Below are 21,004 nucleotides of genomic sequence, written 5' to 3' on the forward strand. Positions count from 1 at the left end.
TCTTGTTGGTTCGCAAGGGGTTCACGGCGGGCGGTGGTTCGACTGTGAGGCCCGCCGGGAACGCTCATTGGTACCACCCTGACACGGAACTCCACGATTCGAGGGAGATTTGTTTACACCCTTGTAATGCGCGAACGGCACCGGTGACGCATGATGCGCGCGCCAGAGTGCGGCGTGTCGCGCAGGATAGTTGCGTGGTGCAACGCGGGGCTCGGGGCGGCGGCGCGCGGGAGACAGCTCACGAATCGCGGTCGCACGACATGCCGCTCAGTTCGGGTGGGGACGGCAGGTCGTGCGACCAGGACGACCGCGCGCGGCAGGTCGTGCGACCCGAACGAGCACAACCCACCCGGACGAGCGCGGCCGACCGGCACGAGCACAGCCGACCCGGATCAACGCCGACGCGACGAACGCCCCCGCGGGTCAGTCCTGCGCTGCCGCCTCGGCATCGGCGCGGAGTCGCATCCGCTGCGCATCGATGTCGACGAGCTGGCGCTGGATCTCGGCACGCCGATCAGCCTGCTCGTAGGGGTCGGCGCGCTGCAGCTGCCCGAGCAGCGACGCCTTGCGGGCGAGCAGGTCGCGCTCGACCAATGCCACGACGATGCTCCGTGCGTAGAGCGCGAGGTCCTCGTCGGTGCGCGCGGGGATCGGCGCGAGTGCGAGCTCTTGCACGAGGCCACGGAACGGCGCCGGGACGTCCTGCAGCAGTCGGTCGAGCCAGTTGGCCGCGCCGATCGAGTCCAGGTTCGCCACGACGGCATCCCGCACCACGGACAGCATCGGCGCCGAGAACGTCGCGCCGGCGGCGAGCCCGAGCAGCGGCGCCCCGACGTGCGCGGGCTGCTGCACCATCGCCATCACGGCATCGCGTTCCATCCGCGTGATCGGGTCGTTCGGCAGCAGCCGCAGGCCGGCCACCGGCTCCTCGGCCGGGGTGACCAGCTCGCCACCGGGGCCGGCCTGCCCGACCGGCACCGGGCCTCCCGATCGGTCTGACGGCGCCGAGCCCGACCGCTGTCGGGCCGCGTCGACGGCGCGCCGAACCTCGGGGATGTCGACCCCGAGCCACTTGGCGGTCTCACGGACGTAGGCACTCGCGAGGGTGCGGTCACGGATGCCGGCGACGACCGGCGCGACGTCGCGCAGGCCGGCAACGCGCCCCTCGGCGGTCTCGATGTCGTGGGCGGCGAGGCGGCGCCGGATGATGAACTCGAACATCGGCCGCTTCGTGTCGATCAGCCGCTCGACGGCGGCGTCACCCCGGGCGAGCCGGAGGTCGCACGGGTCGAGGCCACCAGGCGCGACGGCGACGTAGGTCTGCGACGCGAACCGGCTCTCCTCGGCGAAGGCCCGGGCCGCGGCCCGCTGTCCGGCTTCGTCGGGGTCGAAGGTGAAGACGATGTCGCCGAGCTGCGAGAGGTGCGCGTTCGCGGAGTCACCGAGCATCGGCCGGAGCACCTTGATGTGGTCGACGCCGAACGACGTTCCGCACGTCGCGACCGCGGTCGTCACGCCAGCCAGGTGGCACGCCATCACGTCGGTGTAGCCCTCGACGATGACGACCTGCTTGCCCTTCGAGATGTCCTTCCGGGCGAGGTCGAGCCCGTACAGCACCTGGCTCTTGTGGTAGATCGGCGTCTCGGGGGTGTTGAGGTACTTCGGGCCCTTGTCGTCGTCGAGCAGGCGGCGCGCGCCGAACCCGATCGTGGCACCGGTGACGTCGCGGATCGGCCACACGAGCCGACCGCGGAACCGGTCGTACGGCGAGCGGTCGCCCTGGCCGGCGAGCCCCGCCGCGAGGATCTCGTCCATCGAGAAGCCCCGGCCGCGCAGGTGTTCGCGGGTCGCGTCGTACGACTGCGGCGCGAAGCCCACACCGAAGTGCTGGGCCGCCGCCGGGTCGAAGCCGCGCTCCCCGAGGAAGCGGCGAGCCGGTTCGGCCGCCGCCGAGGTGAGCTGCGACTGGTAGAACTCGAGCGCTGCCTCGTTCGCGGCGATCAACCGGGCACGCTGGTTGTAGTCCGTGCGAGGGCCGTCGCCCTCCTCGTAGTGGAGCGTGAAGCCGATCTTCGCAGCCATCCGCTCGACGGCTTCCTGGAACGTGGTGTGGTCCATCTTGATGATGAACTCGAAGACGTCGCCGTCCTCGCCGCACCCGAAGCAGTGGTACCGGCCGACCTGCGGCCGCACGTGGAAGGACGGGGAACGCTCGTCGTGGAAGGGGCACAGGCCCTTCAGCGAGCCGACGCCCGCCGACTTCAGCGTGACGTGGTCACCGACGACGTCGGCGATGTTGACACGCGAGCGGACCTCGTCGATGTCGTTCCGCGCGATCCTGCCAGCCACCCCTCGATCCTAGTTCGTGCGGCCGACCCCGGCGGACGTCGAGCGTCCGCCTGTGGAGAGCAGGACGGCCGGGAGGCGCGGTGCAGGACCGGCACGCCGGCTGCCGTCGACGAGACGGTCCGGTCTGCGCGAGACGGAGCCGTGACGAGACGGTCGCTCCGCGCCGGGACGGCCCCGTCTCTGCGACACGGTCGCACGTCCGCGAGACGGAGGCAGATCCGACGGCGTCTCGTGCGACTGCCGGCGTCCCGGGCACGCGCCGGCGCCTCGGGCACACGCCGGCGCCTCAGGCACACGCCGTCGCCGCGCGCACCTGCCTGCGCGCCGAACGCCCTCGTCCCACACGCCCCCTCGGGCGTCAGACAGGGATGTGCGTCGTCTCCCGGTCCCCCACCACGAGCCGCTTGTGCCACGCCAACGCCCCCTGGTCGGTCAGGCTCGCGACCTGGTCGACCACGGCGCGGAGCCGCCCGGCGTCGTCGGACGCAGCACGCCAGTCGGCCGCGAACCCCGGCTCGAGGTCGGCGCTGCCCGTCGCCGCCAGCGCGTCGAGGAGCTCGGTGAGCACCCGGCGCTGGTCCTCGTACACCGGCTGCCGGTCACCGTGGGTCATCACGAACGCCGCGACGATGCCCTTGAGCACCGCGATCTCGCCGATGATCTCCGGCGGGGTCACGACCGAGGCCGCGAAGCGCACGAGCGACCCCGACGCGTAGGACTCCCGCGTCGCAGCGGTCGCCGTCCGGGCGAACCGGCCGATGAGCTGCGACGTGAGGTTCTTCAGCCGCGCCATGTCCCGGCGCGACCCGTCGTACGAGGTCATCCAGAGCGGCAGCGACCGGAGTCGGTCGAACGCCTCGAGCAGCTCGTCGCGGCTGAGGTCCGACCCGACCCACGCGTGCATGGCGGTGACGATGTCGTTCTCGCCGACCCGGTCACCGAGTGCGGCGACGTCGATGAACCCCGCGACGACGGCGTCCTCGAAGTCGTGCACCGAGTAGGCGATGTCGTCGGAGAGGTCCATGACCTGCGCCTCGATGCACCGCTGCCGACGGGGTGCGCCGGCACGGAGCCACTCGAAGGCGTCGTGGTCGTCGTCGTAGAACCCGAACTTCGTGCGGCCGGAGGACGCCTCGGCGACGCCCTGCGCCGCGGGCCACGGGTACTTGCAGCTCGCATCGAGCGACGCACGCGTCAGGTTCAGCCCGTACGGCCGGTCGTCGTCGGGGCCCTCGCCGTAGACCTTCGGCTCGAGGCGCGTCAGCAGCCGCAGGGTCTGCGCGTTGCCCTCGAAGCCGCCGATGTCCGCTGCCCAGGCGTTCACGGCGGTCTCACCGTTGTGGCCGAACGGCGGGTGCCCGATGTCGTGTGCCAGGCACGCCGTGTCGACGACGTCGGGGTCGAGCCCGAGCGAGTCGGCGAGCTCGCGCCCGACCTGCGCGACCTCGAGCGAGTGGGTCAGGCGGTTGCGGGCGAAGTCGAGCCCCGTCGTCGGGCTGAGCACCTGGGTCTTCGCGGCGAGGCGTCGCAGGGCGCTCGAGTGCAGGAGCCGAGCGCGGTCGCGGGCGAAGTCGGAGCGACGGTTGCCGTGGGTCTCGGGCAGCCAGCGCTCGGCGTCGGCGGGCCCGTACGAGGCGGTGGCGCTCATCCGCCGCTGTGGTGCAGCTCGGCGGCGGCGAGGACCTTGCGGAACTCGGCGTCGACGTCGCGCGACTCGAGCCAGCGGTCCGGCAGCGCCGTGCGCTTCGGGTGTCCGGCGCGACCGCGGGGGCCCTCGACGTCGGCACCCGGGTACGGCGCGGACCAGTCGAGCTGCCCGAGCAGGTCGTCGATCTCCTGCAGGCTCGACGCCATCGAGAGCGCCGACCGGACGTCGCCGCCGATCGGGTACCCCTTGAAGTACCAGGAGACGTGCTTGCGGGCATCGCGGCACCCGTGGTCCTCGGACCCGAAGAACTCGACGAGCAGTTCGGCGTGCCGGCGGAACGCGGTCGCGACGTCGCCGAGCGAGGGCATCGCACGGACGTCCTCGCCACGGAACGCCGCAGCCAGGTCGCCGAACAGCCACGGTCGTCCCAGGCACCCACGGCCGACCACGACGCCGTCGCAGCCGGTCTCGTCGACCATGCGCAGAGCGTCGGCGGCGGACCAGATGTCGCCGTTGCCGAGCACGGGGATGTCGGTGATCGTCTCCTTCAGCGTGGCGATCGCCGACCAGTCCGCGTGGCCGGAGTAGTGCTCGTTCGCGGTGCGCGCGTGCAGCGAGATCGCGGCGACACCGGCGTCGCGGGCGATGCGCGCCGCGTCGAGGTAGGTCAGGTGGTCGGCGTCGATGCCCTTGCGCATCTTCACGGTCACCGGGACGTCACCCGCGGCCTTGACGGTCTTGGTCACCAGGTCCTGGAACAGGTCGAGCTTCCACGGCAGCGCCGCTCCCCCGCCCTTCCGCGTGACCTTCGGCACGGGGCACCCGAAGTTGAGGTCGATGTGGTCGGCGCGGTCCTCGCCCACCAGGATCGTCGCGGCCTCGGCCACGGTGTTCGGCTCGACGCCGTACAGCTGGATCGACCGCGGGGTCTCGGACTCGTGGTGCTGGATGAGCTGCATCGAGACCGGGGTGCGCTCGACGAGCGCGCGGGACGTGATCATCTCGCAGACGTAGAGACCGGCGCCGTACTCGCGGCAGAGCCGGCGGTAGGCCATGTTCGTGATGCCCGCCATCGGGGCGAGCACGACCGGCGCCTCGACCTCGATGGGGCCGATGCGCAGGGGCTTCGCCGTGCGGGGCGCCGTGCTGGGCGTGTCGGTGATCGTCATACGTGTTCCATCCTCCCACGTCGGTCCGGGCCGGTAGCGTTCTCCACATGTCCGACACCGCGATCGCCCGCTTCGACGCCGACGCCGCCGCCCGGGGCCTGAGCGTGGACGTCGTCGAACGTCCCGCGGCTGACTCCCTCGAGGGCGCCGCGGCCCTGCTCGGCATCGAGCCCGGCGACATCGTGAAGACGCTCGTCGTGAAGCGCCACGACGGCGGCTTCCTGCTCGCCCTCGTGCCCGGCGGCCGGAGCATCGCGTGGAAGAAGCTCCGCACCGTCGTCGGCGTCAACAAGCTCTCGATGCCCGACGCGGCCACCGCGCTCGAGGCCTCGGGATACGAGCGCGGCACGATCACGCCGATCGGAGCGATCGGCGACCTCCCGGTGTTCGCGGACGAGCGCATCCTCGGCCGCCGCATCGCGCTCGGTGCCGGTCGCCACGGAGCGAGCGCCTTCGTCGACGGGGACGCGCTCGTCGCCGCCTACGGCGCGACCGTCGCCGACATCACCGACGAGGAACCCGTCCGCTAGCGGTCGGCTCAGTCCGGGACCTCGGTCCAGTCCCCCTCCGCGCCGGGCACGAGGCAGCTGTCCCCCTCGCAGACCGGCGCACCACCGGGCGTGACGAGCGTCAGGAGGGCGGGTCGCGCCTCCCGTCCGTCAGCCTGGAGGCTCGGCTGGACCGGTCCGGTCGTCGTCGCGCCCGTCACCGGGTCACCTCCGCGTCCGCGGCCGCGTCGTCCGCAGCACGCTGCTGCTGGGCCGCGAGCTCCTCGGGCGTCGTGTCGCGCAGCGCCACCACCTGGCGGAGGACCTGCTCGAAGGCTGCCGGGTCCTGCGCGCCGGAGACGCCGTACTTGCCGTCGATGACGAAGAACGGCACGCCGTTGATGCCGAACGCCTGCGCCTGCGCCTGGTCCGCACGGACGGCAGCGAGCTGGGCGTCGTCCCGCAGGGTGGCCAGGACCTCGTCGCGGTCGAGTCCGATCGACGCGCCGAGGTCGGCGAGCGACTCGTCCTGCCCGACGTGCTCGCCGCGCTCGAAGTAGGCGGTGAACAGCCGCTCCACCATCTCGAGCTGCTTGCCGTGCTGCTTCGCCAGGTGGATCACCTGGTGCGCCTTGACGGTGTTCGTGTGGCGCAGCGCGTCGTAGTCGTAGTGCAGCCCGACGGACTCGGCGATGCCGGCGACCTGGTCGATCATCTGCTGCGCCCGGTCGACCGGGAGCCCCTTGTGCTGCGAGAGGAACTCGGCCTCGGAACCCTCGAAGTCGACCGGCGTGTCGGGGCTCAACTCGAAGGAGTGGTACTCGACCTCGACCGGCTGGGCCTCGGGCGTCGACGAGAACGCGGCGACGCCGGCCTCGAACTTCCGCTTGCCGATGTAGCACCAGGGGCACGCGATGTCCGACCAGACATCGACCTTCACAGACTCGTTCACGGCTGGTGCAACGCGGGACGCACGGCCCTATTCCGAGGTCGAACCAGGAAACCGACACCGAACCAGGCGCGGAGCCCGGTTCGATGTCGGTTTCGTGGTTCGATGCGACCCGTCGGAGCGCGCGGCGCGGCGCGCTACGCGCCGAGCAGGCGCTGTGCCAGGTAGCCCTGCAGCTGGTCGAGCGAGACGCGCTCCTGCGACATCGTGTCGCGCTCGCGCACCGTCACGGCCTTGTCGTCGAGCGTGTCGAAGTCGACGGTGATGCAGAACGGGGTGCCGATCTCGTCGTGGCGACGGTAGCGACGGCCGATCGCACCGGCGTCGTCGAAGTCGACGTTCCAGTACTTCCGCAGGTCGTCGGCGAGACCACGCGCCACCGGCGAGAGCTGCTCGTTGCGGGACAGCGGGAGCACCGCGGCCTTGACGGGCGCCAGGCGCGGGTCGAGGCGCAGGACCGTGCGCTTGTCGACGCCGCCCTTCGCGTTCGGGGCCTCGTCCTCGTGGTACGCGTCGAGCAGGAACGCCATGAGCGCGCGCGTCAGACCGAACGACGGCTCGATGACGTACGGCACGTACTTCTCGTTCGCGGCCTGGTCGAAGAAGCGCAGGTCCTTACCCGACGACTCGATGTGGTTGTTCAGGTCGAAGTCCGTGCGGTTCGCGACGCCCATCAGCTCGCCCCACTCGGACCCGGCGAACCCGAAGCGGTACTCGATGTCGGCGGTCGCGTCGGAGTAGTGCGCACGCTCGCCGTCCGGCACGTCGAAGCGGCGGAGGTTCTCGGGGTCGATGCCGAGGTCGGTGAAGAACGCCACCGAGTCGGCGATCCACTGCTCGTAGTGGGCGTCGACGTCGGCCGGCGGCACGAAGTACTCGATCTCCATCTGCTCGAACTCGCGCGTGCGGAAGATGAAGTTGCCGGGGGTGATCTCGTTGCGGAACGCCTTGCCGACCTGACCGATGCCGAACGGGGGCTTCATGCGGCTCGTCGTGACGACCTGGGCGAAGTCGACGAAGATGCCCTGCGCGGTCTCGGGGCGGAGGAAGTTCAGGCCTTCTTCCGACTCGACCGGGCCGAGGTAGGTCTTGAGCATGCCGGAGAACTCGCGCGGCTCGGTCCACTCACCACGGGTACCGCAGTTCGGGCACGGCACCTCGGCCAGACCACCCTCGGGCTTCCGGCCCTTCTTCGCCTCGAACGCCTCTTCCAGGTGGTCGGCGCGGAAGCGGTGGTGGCAGTGCAGGCACTCGACGAGCGGGTCGGTGAAGGTCGCCACGTGACCCGAGGCCTCCCACACCCTGCGGGGCAGGATCACGGCGGAGTCGAGGCCGACCATGTCCCCACGACCGCGGACGAACCGCTGCCACCACTGGCGCTTGATGTTCTCCTTCAGCTCGACGCCGAGGGGCCCGTAGTCCCACGCGGAGCGGGATCCGCCGTAGATCTCCCCCGACTGGAAGACGAAGCCACGGCCCTTGGCCAGGGCGATGACGCTGTCGAGACGGGAGGACTGTGCCAAGAGGGACTCCAGGGGTCGCCGGACTGGGTGCCCGGTGCGGGAAGGTACCGGGCAAGCGTACCGGCCTCGCGGCCGTCGGCGGGCGGGAGGCGCGGCACCTGGGGACCGGTCGACTCACCCCACAGGACGGAATCCGGGGAGTGCCCCGAGCGCCTCGACGACGCGTGTCACGTCCTCCTCGTCGTTCCAGAGGTGGAACGCCAGCCGGACCCGACCGGCGCGCCCGCTCGCCGTCACACCCCGGTGCGCCAGCGCTCGGAGCGCCGAGCCGTCCGGGTCCGGGAACGTCGTGATCGCCTGTCCGGACCGGGGCGTACCGAGCGCGTCGGCGAGCCGGTCCGTGAGGCTGGTCGCGTGCCTCCAGGCCGATGCTGCGTCGACGGACGCGAGGTGCCGCAGGGCGGCGACCGCCCCGGGCCAGGCCTGCCAGGCCGGGGAGACGTCGAAGCGGCGGGCATCGGTGGCGAGCCGCATGGCCGGGCCGTAGCACGAGGACCAGACGTCCTCACCCGCGTACCAGCCGGCCTGCGCGGGTCGGATGCGCTCGAGCGCGGCGTCGGAGACCGTGGCGAAGGCGACCCCGCGGGGCGCGCACAGCCACTTGTAGGCGTGCGTGACCGTGACGTCGAACGGGGCCGCCGACACCGGCAGGACCCCGGCCGCCTGGGTGAGGTCGCAGAGGGTGAGGGCCCCGACGGCACGGGCGGCGTCGAGGACGGGCCGCGGGTCGGTCACCGCGCCGGTGGCGGACTGCACGGCCGACCAGGCGACGAGGGCGGTGCCGGGTCGCACCGCGTCGGCGAGCCGGTCGAGCGGCACGCTGCGGACGGTCACCCCCCGGTCTGCCTGTACCAGGAACGGGAAGACGATCGACGAGAAGTCGCCCTCGGGGACGACGACCTCGGCACTGTCCGGCAGCGAGGCCGCGACGACCGCCACCATCGCCGAGGTCTGCGACCCGGTGGCGACCCGGCCGGCGTCGACGCCCACGATGTCGGCGAAGCGTGCGCGGCCCTCCTCGACCAGGTCGCCGTAGGTCGCCGGCGAGGTCTCGGCGCGTGACCAGGCGTCGAGGTCCGCCCGCTGCGCGGCCAGCGTCCCGAGGGTGGGGAGCCCGGCGGTGCATGCGGCGAGGTAACCCGATCCGTCGACGAAGGAGTCCATGCGTCCAGGCTCCGACGCCCGCGACCATCACACCAGGGCAGCTTTCTTCGGGGTCCCATAACATCGCGTTGTGGAGACGATCGAACCGCAGTTGCTCCGGGTCCTGCTCGCCGTGCGTGACGGTGGGTCCATCAGTCGCGCAGCCGCCGCTCTCGGCTACAGCCAGCCCGCCGTCAGCCAGCTGCTCGCCCGCGCCGAACAGCGGCTCGGGCACGACCTCGTGCTCCGCGGGGGTCGCGGTGCGACGCTGACCGAGTCCGGTCGCGTGCTCGCCGACCACGCCCTGCACGTCGAGGCAGCGCTGGCTGCGGCGCGCGAGGACCTCGACGCCGTCGGCGGCCTGAGCCGCGGTCGCGTCCGGCTCGCCGGGTTCCCGAGCGCGTCCTCGACCCTCGTGCCGCCGGTGCTCGCGGCGCTGGCGGCGGACAGTCCCGGGGTGGTGACGTCGTACGTCGAGGCCGAACCGCCCGAGGCCGTCGACCTGCTCCGCCGCGGCGAGGTCGACGTCGCGCTGACGTTCTCGCACGCGCTGCAGGATGTCCCTGCGAGCGATCCGACCCTGACGACGCGCGCCCTCGGGCGGGACCCGCTCGCGCTCGTGACCGCGGCGGACGCACGGCCGCACGACGCAGTGGTGTCCCGGGACGGCGCGGTGGCCGACCTCGCTGCGTTCCGCGACGCACGGTGGATCGGCGGGTGTCCGCGGTGCCGCGGGCAACTGCTCGCGTCGTGCGCGGCCTCCGGGTTCACGCCCGAGATCGTGCTCGAGACCGACAACGCCGCGGCGGTCGTCGGACTCGTCGCGGCCGGCCTCGGCGTCGCGCTGCTGCCCCGGCTCGCGCTCTCGACCACCGTCGTGCCGCCGGGGGTCGCGGTCACGCCGGCCGACGACGCGCTCGCGCGCCGGGTCGAGGTCGTGGTCGCCCGCGGTGCGGACCGGGTCCCCAGCGTGCGGGCCGCGCTCGACGCCGTGCGCGGGGTGGCGGGTCTGCTCGCCTGATCGGCCACGGGGCTCCGCGTGCTCGCCCGGTCGGCGACGAGGCTCCGCCTGCGCGCGTGCACGCGTGCAGGCCTGCTCGCTTGCTCGCCTGGTCGCCTGCACGCCTGGTCGGCGACGGAACGGAACCCGCGCGTGCGGTCCGACGCGGTTCATCCGGCCGGCCACGCGTCGGACGGGAGGCCCGTCGCGGCGCCGCCACGCGCCTCCCGTCAGGCGGTGGGTGCGTCGACCGCGCCACCGTAGCGTCGGTCGCGGCGCGCGTACTCCTCGATCGCTCCCCACAGGTCGGTGCGCCGGAAGTCCGGCCAGAGCCGATCGAGGAACACCATCTCGGCGTAGGCCGACTGCCAGAGCATGAAGTTCGACGTTCGCTGCTCCCCCGAGCTCCGCAGGAACAGGTCCACGTCGGGCAGCTCCGGCACGTACAGCCGCTTCGCCAGGGCCTTCTCGGTGACCTGGCTCGGCTTCAGCCGTCCGGCGGCCACGTCCTCGGCCATGCCCCGGACCGCATCGACGATCTCGTTCCGCCCGCCGTAGTTGACGCACATCGTCAGCGTGCAGACATCGTTGTCGGCGGTCATCCGCTCCGCCGTCTGCAGCTCGTCGATGACGCTCCGCCAGAGCCGGGGGCGACGGCCCGCCCACCGGACGCGCACGCCCCAGGCGTGCAGCTGGTCACGGCGGCGGTGGATGACCTCGCGGTTGAAGCCCATCAGGAAGCGGACCTCCTCCGGGGAACGCTTCCAGTTCTCGGTCGAGAACGCGTAGGCGGAGACGTGCTTGACGCCGATCTGGATCGCGCCGGCGACGACGTCGAGCAGCGAGGCCTCGCCGGCCTTGTGCCCCTCGACCCGCGTGAGGCCGCGCTGGTTCGCCCACCGGCCGTTGCCGTCCATGACGATCGCCACGTGCTCCGGGACGAACTGCGCGGGGATCGACGGCGGCTGCTCCCCCGTCCAGTCGACGGGTCGCAGTCCCTCGGAGGCGGCTTCGGACGCGGAGCGGCGTGGGCTCATGCAGGGCTTCCTTCGTGGTCGGACGGGACGGGGACGGCGGGCGCGGGCGTGGCGGCCACCGCTGCCGGCACCCCACCCGGTGTGGGTGCGACCGGGGCGGGGTGCTCGCTGCGGTCGACGTGGGGCAGTGACCGGAGCGATCGTTCCAGGTGCCACTGGGCGTACGCCGCCACCACGCCGGAGGCCCGCGACCGCGTCCGTTCGTCGGAGGCGTCGACGGTCGACCAGTCACCCGCGAGCAGGGCGCCGAGCAGCCCGAGGGTCTCGGTGTCGAGCCGCGGCGTGCCGGGAGGAGCCGCGCGATCGGCCACCACACCACCGAGCTGCACCACGAAGGCGGTGTGCGGTCCGGGCTCCCCCGTCACCGCACAGTCGCCGAACGAGGGCGCCCAGCCCGCGATGCTCATCGCCCGCAACAGGTACGAGTCGAGGGTGGCGCTGACGACGTGCTCCCGACGGGACAGCGACCGGAGGGCGCCGACGAGCAGCAGGTACTGCTGGAGTCCGGCGTCCGCCTCGCTCAGCCGGTCGGCCGTCTCGACCATGGCGCTGGCTGCCGTGTAGGCGCCGTAGTCGGTGACGATCTGCGCGCCGTAGGACCCGAGGCTCTCGGCCTGGGTGACGATGTCGAGCGAGCGGCCCTCGTAGAACTGGGCGTCGACGACCATGAACGGCTCGAGCCGGGAGCCGAACTTCGACGCCGTGCGCCGGACCCCCTTGGCCACCGCCCGGATCTTGCCGTGCTGCCGGGAGAGCATCGTGACGATGCGGTCGGCCTCGCCGAGCTTGTGGGTGCGCAGCACGACGCACTCGTCCCGGTACAGCGGCATGGCCCCAGTATCCCCCGGCCCGCCGACAGCGCGGAGCCGGCGGCCGGGGCGGCCGGGCGGCGTCGTCCGCGTCGCCGTCGGCGTCGGCGGCGGCGGCGGCGTCGTCCGTCTCCGTCTCCGTCTCCGACTCCGTGTCGGCCTCGCCGAGTCGCACGACACGCCGCGTGGCACACGTTGAGGTCGCACGACACGCCGCCGCGAGCGAAGGTGAGCGGCAGGTCGTGCGACCTCGGCCGGCGCCGCGCCGCTCGCGGCAGCAGGACCGACGCAGCGGACGCCCGCACGGACGGGAGGCGCGGTGCGGGTCGGACCCGCACCGCGACTCCCGTCCGTGGTGACGACGAGGAGCCCGGCGACCTACGCCGTGACCAGCTCCGGCGTGCCGGTCGCGGCCCCGGCGCGCACCGCGCGGTTGACCGCGGAGACGATCGCCTTGAGCGAGGCCGTCGCGATGTCGGCGTCGATCCCGACGCCCCACAGCCGCGTGCCGTCGACATCGAGCTCGACGTACGCCGCCGCCTTGGCGTCGCCGGAGGCGCTCATCGTGTGCTCCGAGTAGTCGTACAGCGTGACCGCGACGCCCTGCTCCCGCATGACCGTGAGGAACGCGTCCACCGGACCGGTGCCGACCGCGTCCGCGGTGACGGACCCCTCGTCGACGCGCATCGCGACGCTGAGCTTCGTCGTGCCGTCGAAGTCGCTCGACGTCGCCGTCTTCGTGATCTCGTACCGACCCCACTTGTCCGACTCGTCGTCGGCGGGCAGGTACTCGTCGCGGAAGAGGTCCCAGATGCGCTCGGACGAGAACTCGCCGCCCTCGGTGTCGGTGCGCTGCTGCACGACGCCGGAGAACTCGATCTGCAGCTTGCGGGGCAGGTCGATCGCGTGGTCGGTCTTGAGCAGGTAGGCGACCCCGCCCTTGCCGGACTGCGAGTTCACACGGATGACCGCCTCGTACGAGCGGCCGATGTCCTTCGGGTCGACCGGCAGGTACGGCACCGCCCAGGCGATGTCGTCGACGGACCTGCCCGCCGCGGCGGCCTTCGCCTTCATCGCCTCGAAGCCCTTGTTGATGGCGTCCTGGTGCGAGCCGCTGAACGCCGTGTAGACGAGGTCACCGGCCCACGGCTGCCGCTCGGGCACCGGCAGCTGGTTGCAGTACTCGACGGTGCGCTTGACCTGGTCGATGTCCGAGAAGTCGACCTCCGGGTCGATGCCCTGCGTGAACAGGTTCATGCCCAGGGCGACGAGGTCGACGTTGCCGGTGCGCTCCCCGTTGCCGAACAGGCAGCCCTCGATGCGGTCGGCCCCGGCCATGTACCCGAGCTCGGCGGCTGCGACGGCGGTGCCGCGGTCGTTGTGCGGGTGCAGCGACAGGATGACGTCCTCGCGGTGGTCGAGGTTGCGCGACATCCACTCGATGGAGTCGGCGTAGACGTTCGGGGTCGCCATCTCGACCGTCGCGGGCAGGTTGATGATCACCTTCCGCTCGGGCGTCGGCTCGAACACCTCGAGCACGGCGTTGCAGATGCGGGCCGCGACCTCGAGCTCGGTGCCCGTGTACGACTCCGGCGAGTACTCGTAGAAGACCTGCGTGCCGTGCTGCAGCCGGGCCTCGGCTGCCTTGCACATCCGGGCACCCGCGACGGCGATGTCCACGACGCCCTGGACGTCGGTGCGGAACACGACCTCGCGCTGGACGATCGACGTCGAGTTGTAGAGGTGCACGATGGCCTGCTTCGCCCCGTCGATCGCCTCGTACGTGCGGTCGATGAGGTGCTCGCGGGCCTGGGTCAGCACCTGGATCGTGACGTCGTCGGGGATCGCGCCGTCCTCGATGAGAGACCGCACGAAGTCGAAGTCCGTCTGCGACGCGCTCGGGAACCCGACCTCGATCTCCTTGTAGCCCATCCGCACCAGCAGGTCGAACATCGCCCGCTTGCGCTCTGAGTCCATCGGGTCGATCAGGGCCTGGTTGCCGTCACGGAGATCGACGGCGCACCACCGCGGCGCGCGGTCGATGCGCTTGGTCGGCCAGGTGCGGTCCGGCAGGTCGACGCGGATCTGCTCATGGAAGGGGACGTACTTGTGGATCGGCATCCCGGAGGGGCGCTGGGTGTTCTGCATGGTCGTCGCTTTCGTCGTCTCGCCGGCATCGGCGCTGTGGGGGCCACGACGGACTCCGCGACGAGGTGGGCCGTGAGTCAGGCCTCGTCGCGGCAGCGAAGGAGGAGGAGCGCCGGGTACATCGTTGCCACCGTAGCACTGGTACACCAGCGTGGTGCAAGTGGATGACGCCCGAGCGCTCCCCCGACCCGTGCCGTCTCAGTCGACGGCGAGCGCCTCCGTCGGCGACACCCGCATCGCCCGCCGGACCGGTGCCACCGTCGCGACGACCGCGAGCACGAGGGCGCCGATCACGACCACCGCGACGGTCGCCGGCGGCAGGACGGGGGTGACGACCGTCCCGAGCGAGCCGAGCATCGTCTGCCCACCGACCCACCCGTAGACCGTCCCGAGGACGAGCCCGGTGACCACCGCCGCGACGACCATCTGCACGGCCTCGGTCACGATCATGCGTCGGACCTGCGCTGCGGTGAGCCCGAGCACGCGCAGCAGACCGAGCTCACGACGTCGCTGGAGCACGCCGAGCGCCAGCGCGTTCACGACCCCGACCGCGGCGATGACGGCGGAGAACCCCACGATCACGCTCACCACGGCGTTCAGCTGGACGAAGAAGTCCCGCTGCGCCTGCACCGCGTCCGCAGGCAGGGACCCGTCGCCCATCGCCGCCATCTGGGTCTCGACGACGTGCTGCATGATCCCGAGTGCGACCGCGAAGGTGACCAGCAGCGTCACGCCGATGACGAGGCCGATGGTGGCCCTGGACGACCGACCGGGCGCCCGCATCGCGTTGCGGCCGGCCAGCAGGACGACCGGATCGCGGGACCCGATCCTGCCGATGAGCTGCAGGACCGGCGGCATCACGATCGTCGCCCCGACCGCGACGCCGGCGAAGGAGACGAAGCCTCCGAGCGCCGCGGGCAGCACGGCGGCGGGCGTCGCGGGGCTGAGCACGAGCCCGAGCACCATCAGCAGCGCACCGGCGGCCATGAGCAGGACCGCCCACACCGTGCGGGCCCTGCCCGAGCGGACGTCGGCGTGGCTCGGTTCGACGCTGGAGGACAGCGCCTGCAGCGGGGTGACCGTCAGCACGCGACGCGACCCCGCCGCGAACGCACCCCAGGTCGCCAGGACGACGGCGACGAACGGCAGTGCGAGCTCCCACGGGACCAGGTCGTAGGTCGTGTCGGGGAGGAACCCGTCGCCCCGCAGCACCGTGACGAACAGCGCGGACAGCCCGGTGCCGACGACGGTCCCGACGGCACCGCCGACCGCCCCGACGAGGAGTCCGGTCCGGGTCGTCCTGGCGCGCAGCCCCGCCCCCGTCGCACCGATCAGCCGCTGCAGCGCGATCGTGCGGGTCTGCCCGGCGATGATCGTGGCGCAGGTGTTCGCCGTGACGATCGCACCGACGTAGAGCGCGATGCCGAGGAACAGCCAGCCGACGACGGACAGGATCGCCCGGACGGGTGCCAGGTCGTCGAGACCCGTGGCCCCCATCGCCTGCGTGACGATCCCTGGGGCGATGACGAGGGCGGACCCGAACGTCGTGCCGAGGGCTGCGACGAGGACCGTCGGGGCGAACGTGCGCAGGCCGGTCACGCGGCGGCCTCCATCCCGAGCATCGTCGCCGAGATCTCGGCGGCGCTCATCGCCGGGCGGTCGTCGACGATGCGCCCGTCCGCCAGGAAGAGGATGCGGTCGGCGTTCGCGGCGGCGGTCGGGTCGTGCGTGACCATCACGACGCTCTGCCCCCACTCCTGCACCGCGCCGCGGAGGATCGCGAGGACGTCGCGCCCGGTGCGGGAGTCCAGTGCGCCCGTCGGCTCGTCCGCGACCACCACGGCGGGCCGCGAGGCGAGCGCGCGGGCGATCGCGACGCGCTGCTGCTGTCCGCCGGAGAGCTGGTGCGGTCGGTGGGTCAGCCGGTCGCCCAGGCCGAGGAGGCCGACGAGCCGGTCGATCCACGCCGACTCGTCGCGGGTCGGCTGCTGCCCGCCGAGCAGGAACGGCAGCCGGATGTTCTCGCGCACGTCGAGCGTCGGGACGAGGTTGAACGACTGGAACACGAACCCGAGCCGGCGCCGTCGCAGCTCGGTGAGCTCGCGGTCCCCGAGACCGGTGACGTCGACCCCGTCGATGGTGATGCGCCCGGTGCTCACGGAGTCGAGCCCGGCGGCGACGTGCATCAGCGTCGACTTGCCGGAGCCCGACGGCCCCATCACCGCGGTGAACTCTCCCGCACCGATGTCGACGCTGACGTCGTCGAGTGCGGTGACGCGTCGGGCCGCGTCACCGTAGTGCTTGGAGACGTGGTCGAGCCGGATGATCGGGGTCTGGTTGGTGGTCATGCTCCGAGCTTCGCGCCCGGGAGGCCCGTCCCGCGTCCGTCACGCGGCTCCTGTGGATGGTCCGTTCGGCTCGTCCTGCTGTGGAGGGGTCATCCTGTCGGATGACGGCACGTCCGCCCGGAGGCGGCGTCACTCACGCCTTCGGCACCAGTCCGTGCTCGTGCGCGAACACGACCAGCCGGACGCGGTCACGCAGGTCCAGCTTCGTGAGCACCCGCGAGATGTGCGTCTTGACCGTCGCCTCGCTGACGTACTCGTGCTGCGCGATCTCGCTGTTGCTCCAGCCGCGCGCCGCGAGGTCGAAGATCTCCCGCTCGCGCGGCGTCAGTTCGGCGAAGGCGGCCGGGACCGCAGCGGCCTGTGCCGCGCCGTCGTCGTACCGACGGAGGAGCTCGCGGGTGGCCGAGGCGGCGAACACGGCCGTGCCGGCGTGCACGGTCCGGACCGCGGCGAGCAGGAACTCCGGATCGGCGTCCTTGAGCACGAAGCCGCTCGCACCAGCCCGGATCGCCTTCGCTGCCGCTTCGTCGAAGTCGAACGTGGTGAGGACGAGGACCTTCGCGGCGTCCGCTCCGCCCTGCTCCACGATCTTCGCGGTCGCGGTGATGCCGTCCATCACGGGCATGCGGACGTCCATGAGCACGACGTCGGCGCCGGTGCGGCGGACGAGCTCGGCTCCTTCGGCCCCGTCCCCGGCCTCACCGACGAACTGGAGGTCGGGCTGCGAGTCGATGAGCATCCTGATGCCCGTGCGGAAGAGCGCCTGGTCGTCGACGAGGGCGACCCGGATCGGGCTGCCGGTCGGCTGGGTCGTGGTCATCGTGTGCGCTCCTGCTCCCTCTGGGTGGTGCGGCCCCGGGGGAACTGGCCGCTGGCGGGGACCGCCGGCATGCGGACGGCCACCGTGAAGTCGTCGCCGCGCGGCCCCGCCGTCATCGATCCGCCGGTCATGGCGACGCGCTCGCGCATCCCCACGAGCCCGTGTCCGGTACCTGGGCCGCGCGTGCCGTCGTCGGCCCGTCGGTTGACCACCGTGATCTCCACGGTGTCGGGTCGGTAGGTCAGGGACGCGTGGACCGGTGTGCCGCCCTCGCCGTGCTTCCACGCGTTCGTCAGGCTCTCCTGCACGATGCGGTAGACCGCGAGCTGCGTCGTCGTCGGCAGCCCGGTCGGGTCGCCCTCCCGGTTCACGCGGACGTCGAGGCCGACCTCGCGCATCTCGGACACCAGCACCTCGAGGTCGGCCGCCTCCGGCGTCGGGGCCGTCCCCTGCTCGTGCCGCAGGGCGCCGAGGAGTTCACGGACGTCCCCGAGGGCGCTGCGCGCGGTGCTCGAGATGGTCGCGAGCGCCTGGTCGGCGACGGCGGGATCCGTCCTCGCGGCGTACCGGGCGCCGTCCGCCTGCGCGATCACGACCGCGAGCGAGTGGGCAACGATGTCGTGCATGTCGCGAGCGATGCGCACGCGCTCCTGCTCGACGGCGACGGCACGGTCCGCCCGGGCCGCGTCGCGTTCGGCGACGAGCTGGGCCTCACGGCTCATGCTCGCGGACCGCCGCGCCCGCCGGACCAGACCGGCGAGCCACGGGAGCAGGAGCAGCAGGAGGACGGCTGCGAAGGCGGCGAGGACGACCTGCAGGGTCTCGAGTGCCGGTGTCGACGCTGTCTGGATGCCGGAGCGCCGCTGGTAGTCCTGCAGACCGACGTACCCCGCCGCGACGAACGACCCACCGACGGCCGAGACGAGCCCCGCGATCCGGACGCGACGGCTGCCGTAGGCACTCGTGGTGAAGAGGACACCGGCCATGAGCACGTTCGACGGGTCGGGCTGCGTCTGCCAGGTCACCATCTCGAAGAGTGCGACGACCCAGCACAGGGCGAGCGCCAGACCGGGCGAGAGCCGCCGAATCGCCAACGCTGCGCTCAGCCCGACGACGGTCACCAGCCAGAGGAACGACTGGTCGGCCGAGACACGCAGGAGCACCAACAGCCCCCCGAGCAGCACCGCGGCGGTGACGTCGGTGACGAGCTGCGCGCGCAGCATGGGACGGAACACCACCCCACGCTACGGCCAGGCCGGGCGGCGCGCGTCCGACCAGGGGATGACCCCGGTCAGAAGCCGAGGCGTCCGAGCTGCTTCGGGTCTCGCTGCCACTCCTTGGCGACCTTCACGCGGATGTTCAGGTAGACGTGACGGCCGCCGAGCAGCGACTCGATCTCCGCGCGCGCCCGGGACCCGACGTCCTTCAGTCGTTCGCCGCCGCGTCCGATGACGATGGCCTTCTGGCTGTCACGCTCGACGAACAGGTTCGCGAAGATCCGCAGCGGCCCGTCCGGGTCGTCGTCCTCGTCCGGCTCGACGACGTCCTCGACGACGACGGCGAGCGAGTGCGGGAGCTCGTCGCGCACACCCTCGAGCGCGGCCTCGCGGATGAGCTCCGCGATGCGGTCCTCGTCGGTCTCCTCGGTCACCGTGGACGCGTCGTAGAGCTGCGGCGACTCCGGCAGCAGCTTCGTGATCTCCCCGAGCAGGGCCTCGAGCTGCAGCCCCTTCGTGCCCGAGGTCGGCACGATGGCGTCCCAGTCGCGCAGCTGCGACACCGCGAGGAGCTGCTCGCCGACACGGTCCTTCGGGGTGCGGTCGATCTTCGTGACGATGGCGATCTTCTTCGCCCGGGGGTACTGGTCGAGCGACTCGTTGATGAACTTGTCGCCGGGCCCGATCGGCTCGCTCGCCGGGACGCAGAAGCCGATCACGTCGACGTCGCCGAGCGTGGACTGCACCAGGTCGTTCAGCCGCTCGCCGAGCAGCGTGCGGGGGCGGTGCACGCCGGGGGTGTCCACGATGATGACCTGGCCGTCGGTCCGGTGGACCACGCCGCGGATGGCTCGGCGGGTGGTCTGCGGCTTCGACGAGGTGATCGCGACCTTCTCGCCGACCAGGGCGTTGGTCAGCGTCGACTTCCCGACGTTCGGGCGCCCCACGAAGGAGACGAAGCCCGCGCGGTACGGCTGCGTCGTCGCGTCGGCGTCCGTGCCCGTGTCGGTGCTGTGGTCGGACTCGTGCTCGGTCATGCGTTGGGGGTTCCCGTCGTGCTCGGAGTGGTGTCGTCGAGGGCGTCCTCGGCGTCCTGCAGTGCGGCGCTCCGCTCGGCGAGGACGGTGATCAGGTGGCGGCGCTTGCCCTCGACCCGGTCGGCCGTGAGCTCGACCCCGGAGACGGTGACCTGCTCGCCGCGGACCGGGAGCCGGCCGAGCTCCTTCGTCAGCAGTCCGCCGGCGGTGTCGACGTCGTCGTCCTCGAGCTCGATGCCGAACAGGTCGCCGAGCTCGTCGATCGGCATGCGGGCCGAGATGCGCCAGACCCCTGGGCCGACCTCGGTGCGGTCGACGACGGTGCGGTCGTACTCGTCGGAGATGTCCCCGACGAGTTCCTCGATCAGGTCCTCCATCGTGACCAGCCCGGCGACTCCGCCGTACTCGTCGACGACGAGCACCAGGTGGTTCTTCGCGACCTGCATGTGCCGCAGCGTGTCGTCCGCCGGCTTGGACTCGGGGACGAACTCGGCGGGGCGCAGCAGCGTGGTGACCGCTTCCCGCTCGCTGCCGGGCTGCTCGTACAGCGCACGCGAGACGTCGCGCAGGTAGAGCACGCCGAGCACGTCGTCGCTGTCCTTGCCCGTGACGGGCATCCGTGAGACCCCGGCGACGAGGAAGCGTTCCATCCCGGCGGCGAGCGTGGCCGAGCCGTCGACGGTGAGCATGTCGGTTCGGGGCACCATGACCTCGCGCACCAGGGTGTCGCTGAACTCGAAGACCGAGTGGATGAGCTCGCGGTCGTCCTGTTCGAGCACGTTGCTCTCCGTCGCCTCGTCGACGAGCGAGAGCAACTGCTCCTCGCTCGACACCGTCGACGCACTGCGCCCGCGTCCGGGCGTCACCCGGTCGCCGATCGCCACGAGCAGGCCGGCGAGGGGACCGAGCACGATGCGGACGGCGCGCACGAGGCCGCCGGTCGCGCCGATCAGGCGTTCGGCGTGGGCGCGTCCGACGCTGCGCGGGCTCGACCCGACGAGGACGAACGACACGGCCGTCATGATCGCGGCGGACACGATCAGCGCCACCCACCAGGTGTCGAAGACCGTGACCAGGGCGATGGTGACGAGCACTGCGGCGGCGGTCTCGGCGAGCACCCGGACGAAGTTCAGCGCGTTGACGTGCGCGCCGACGTCGTCGGCCACGGCCTCGATCGCACGGCGGTTCCGGCTGCCGCGCGCGATCTCGTCGAGGTCGGCGCGGGACAGCACGGTCAGCGCGGCGTCGGACGCGGCGAGCAGACCGCCGACGACGACCAGGACGAACGCCACCGCGAGCAGGACGGCGACGAGCACCAT

Annotated in this window: 17 protein-coding genes; 2 read left to right on the plus strand and 15 right to left on the minus strand. The window is 72.1% G+C overall.

The features are described 5' to 3' along the window. Window positions 1-423 precede the first annotated feature (423 nt). From dnaG to dusB, 3 genes are all read right to left on the minus strand, one after another. Window positions 424-2,349 (minus strand): DNA primase, encoded by a 1,926-nt coding sequence (gene dnaG / locus QUG98_RS07795; RefSeq protein ID WP_289469993.1) that lies wholly within the window; start codon window positions 2,347-2,349, stop codon window positions 424-426. A 358-nt stretch (window positions 2,350-2,707) separates the two neighbouring features. Continuing rightward, on the minus strand, window positions 2,708-3,997 hold the full coding sequence (locus QUG98_RS07800; RefSeq protein ID WP_289469994.1) for a deoxyguanosinetriphosphate triphosphohydrolase: 1,290 nt from the start codon (window positions 3,995-3,997) through the stop codon (window positions 2,708-2,710). Then, complete coding sequence (gene dusB / locus QUG98_RS07805) at window positions 3,994-5,166, minus strand: tRNA dihydrouridine synthase DusB (protein ID WP_058729418.1); 1,173 nt, start codon at window positions 5,164-5,166, stop codon at window positions 3,994-3,996. Before dusB ends, QUG98_RS07800 begins: the two co-directional genes overlap by 4 nt. Window positions 5,167-5,213: 47 nt before the next feature. Here dusB and QUG98_RS07810 point away from each other — a divergent pair, with 47 nt between their 5' ends. After that, window positions 5,214-5,696, plus strand: a complete 483-nt coding sequence (locus tag QUG98_RS07810; RefSeq protein WP_289469995.1) for an aminoacyl-tRNA deacylase — start codon at window positions 5,214-5,216, stop codon at window positions 5,694-5,696. 175 nt (window positions 5,697-5,871) lie between these two features. Here QUG98_RS07810 and QUG98_RS07815 read toward each other — a convergent pair whose 3' ends face one another. The 3 genes from QUG98_RS07815 to QUG98_RS07825 form a co-directional block, all read right to left on the minus strand. Then, complete coding sequence (locus tag QUG98_RS07815) at window positions 5,872-6,606, minus strand: DsbA family oxidoreductase (RefSeq protein ID WP_289469996.1); 735 nt, start codon at window positions 6,604-6,606, stop codon at window positions 5,872-5,874. A 134-nt stretch (window positions 6,607-6,740) separates the two neighbouring features. Next, complete coding sequence (locus QUG98_RS07820; RefSeq protein WP_289469997.1) at window positions 6,741-8,126, minus strand: glycine--tRNA ligase; 1,386 nt, start codon at window positions 8,124-8,126, stop codon at window positions 6,741-6,743. A gap of 114 nt (window positions 8,127-8,240) precedes the next feature. Continuing rightward, window positions 8,241-9,290, minus strand: a complete 1,050-nt coding sequence (locus QUG98_RS07825; RefSeq protein WP_289469998.1) for an aminotransferase class V-fold PLP-dependent enzyme — start codon at window positions 9,288-9,290, stop codon at window positions 8,241-8,243. Between the two features lie 70 nt (window positions 9,291-9,360). On the opposite strand from QUG98_RS07825, the gene QUG98_RS07830 reads away from it, so the two are divergent. Continuing rightward, a complete protein-coding gene (locus QUG98_RS07830) occupies window positions 9,361-10,290 on the plus strand; it encodes a LysR family transcriptional regulator (RefSeq protein WP_289469999.1) in 930 nt (309 codons plus the stop codon). Between the two features lie 209 nt (window positions 10,291-10,499). On the opposite strand, the gene QUG98_RS07835 is transcribed toward QUG98_RS07830, so the two are convergent. The 9 genes from QUG98_RS07835 to QUG98_RS07875 all read right to left on the minus strand — a co-directional run bounded on the left by QUG98_RS07835 (window position 10,500) and on the right by QUG98_RS07875 (window position 21,004). After that, a complete protein-coding gene (locus QUG98_RS07835) occupies window positions 10,500-11,306 on the minus strand; it encodes an isoprenyl transferase (RefSeq protein WP_289470000.1) in 807 nt (268 codons plus the stop codon). Continuing rightward, a complete protein-coding gene (recO, locus tag QUG98_RS07840) occupies window positions 11,303-12,136 on the minus strand; it encodes a DNA repair protein RecO (RefSeq protein ID WP_289470001.1) in 834 nt (277 codons plus the stop codon). The genes QUG98_RS07835 and recO overlap by 4 nt, the downstream gene beginning before the upstream one ends. Before the next feature lie 357 nt (window positions 12,137-12,493). Continuing rightward, the gene (gene leuA / locus QUG98_RS07845) at window positions 12,494-14,263 is read right to left on the minus strand and encodes a 2-isopropylmalate synthase (RefSeq protein ID WP_289470002.1); all 1,770 of its coding nucleotides are present in this window, start codon (window positions 14,261-14,263) and stop codon (window positions 12,494-12,496) included. A gap of 198 nt (window positions 14,264-14,461) precedes the next feature. After that, a complete protein-coding gene (locus QUG98_RS07850) occupies window positions 14,462-15,862 on the minus strand; it encodes an ABC transporter permease (RefSeq protein WP_289470003.1) in 1,401 nt (466 codons plus the stop codon). Further along, complete coding sequence (locus QUG98_RS07855; protein WP_289470004.1) at window positions 15,859-16,611, minus strand: ABC transporter ATP-binding protein; 753 nt, start codon at window positions 16,609-16,611, stop codon at window positions 15,859-15,861. Before QUG98_RS07855 ends, QUG98_RS07850 begins: the two co-directional genes overlap by 4 nt. 133 nt (window positions 16,612-16,744) lie before the next feature. Next, entirely contained in the window at window positions 16,745-17,431 is a 687-nt protein-coding gene (locus tag QUG98_RS07860; protein ID WP_289470005.1) for a response regulator transcription factor, read from the minus strand. Next, window positions 17,428-18,666 carry a sensor histidine kinase gene (locus tag QUG98_RS07865; RefSeq protein WP_289470006.1) on the minus strand — a complete coding sequence of 413 codons (1,239 nt, stop codon included), beginning with the start codon at window positions 18,664-18,666 and terminating at the stop codon, window positions 17,428-17,430. The genes QUG98_RS07860 and QUG98_RS07865 overlap by 4 nt, the downstream gene beginning before the upstream one ends. 56 nt (window positions 18,667-18,722) lie before the next feature. Further along, window positions 18,723-19,685, minus strand: a complete 963-nt coding sequence (gene era / locus QUG98_RS07870; protein ID WP_289470007.1) for a GTPase Era — start codon at window positions 19,683-19,685, stop codon at window positions 18,723-18,725. Then, window positions 19,682-21,004 (minus strand): hemolysin family protein, encoded by a 1,323-nt coding sequence (locus tag QUG98_RS07875; protein WP_289470008.1) that lies wholly within the window; start codon window positions 21,002-21,004, stop codon window positions 19,682-19,684. The genes era and QUG98_RS07875 overlap by 4 nt, the downstream gene beginning before the upstream one ends.

Source organism: Curtobacterium subtropicum, assembly GCF_030362975.1.
Classification (GTDB): domain Bacteria; phylum Actinomycetota; class Actinomycetes; order Actinomycetales; family Microbacteriaceae; genus Curtobacterium; species Curtobacterium subtropicum.

What these genes read in the sequence shown, in the direction of transcription:
- dusB (WP_058729418.1), bottom strand. Translation starts at nt 5,166, where the DNA reads ATGACGATCACCGACACGCCCAGCACGGCGCCCCGCACGGCGAAGCCC.
- leuA (WP_289470002.1), bottom strand. Translation starts at nt 14,263, where the DNA reads ATGCAGAACACCCAGCGCCCCTCCGGGATGCCGATCCACAAGTACGTC.
- QUG98_RS07875 (WP_289470008.1), bottom strand. Translation starts at nt 21,004, where the DNA reads ATGGTGCTCGTCGCCGTCCTGCTCGCGGTGGCGTTCGTCCTGGTCGTC.
- QUG98_RS07810 (WP_289469995.1), top strand. Translation starts at nt 5,214, where the DNA reads ATGTCCGACACCGCGATCGCCCGCTTCGACGCCGACGCCGCCGCCCGG.
- QUG98_RS07835 (WP_289470000.1), bottom strand. Translation starts at nt 11,306, where the DNA reads ATGAGCCCACGCCGCTCCGCGTCCGAAGCCGCCTCCGAGGGACTGCGA.
- QUG98_RS07855 (WP_289470004.1), bottom strand. Translation starts at nt 16,611, where the DNA reads ATGACCACCAACCAGACCCCGATCATCCGGCTCGACCACGTCTCCAAG.
- QUG98_RS07800 (WP_289469994.1), bottom strand. Translation starts at nt 3,997, where the DNA reads ATGAGCGCCACCGCCTCGTACGGGCCCGCCGACGCCGAGCGCTGGCTG.
- QUG98_RS07825 (WP_289469998.1), bottom strand. Translation starts at nt 9,290, where the DNA reads ATGGACTCCTTCGTCGACGGATCGGGTTACCTCGCCGCATGCACCGCC.
- QUG98_RS07860 (WP_289470005.1), bottom strand. Translation starts at nt 17,431, where the DNA reads ATGACCACGACCCAGCCGACCGGCAGCCCGATCCGGGTCGCCCTCGTC.
- era (WP_289470007.1), bottom strand. Translation starts at nt 19,685, where the DNA reads ATGACCGAGCACGAGTCCGACCACAGCACCGACACGGGCACGGACGCC.
- recO (WP_289470001.1), bottom strand. Translation starts at nt 12,136, where the DNA reads ATGCCGCTGTACCGGGACGAGTGCGTCGTGCTGCGCACCCACAAGCTC.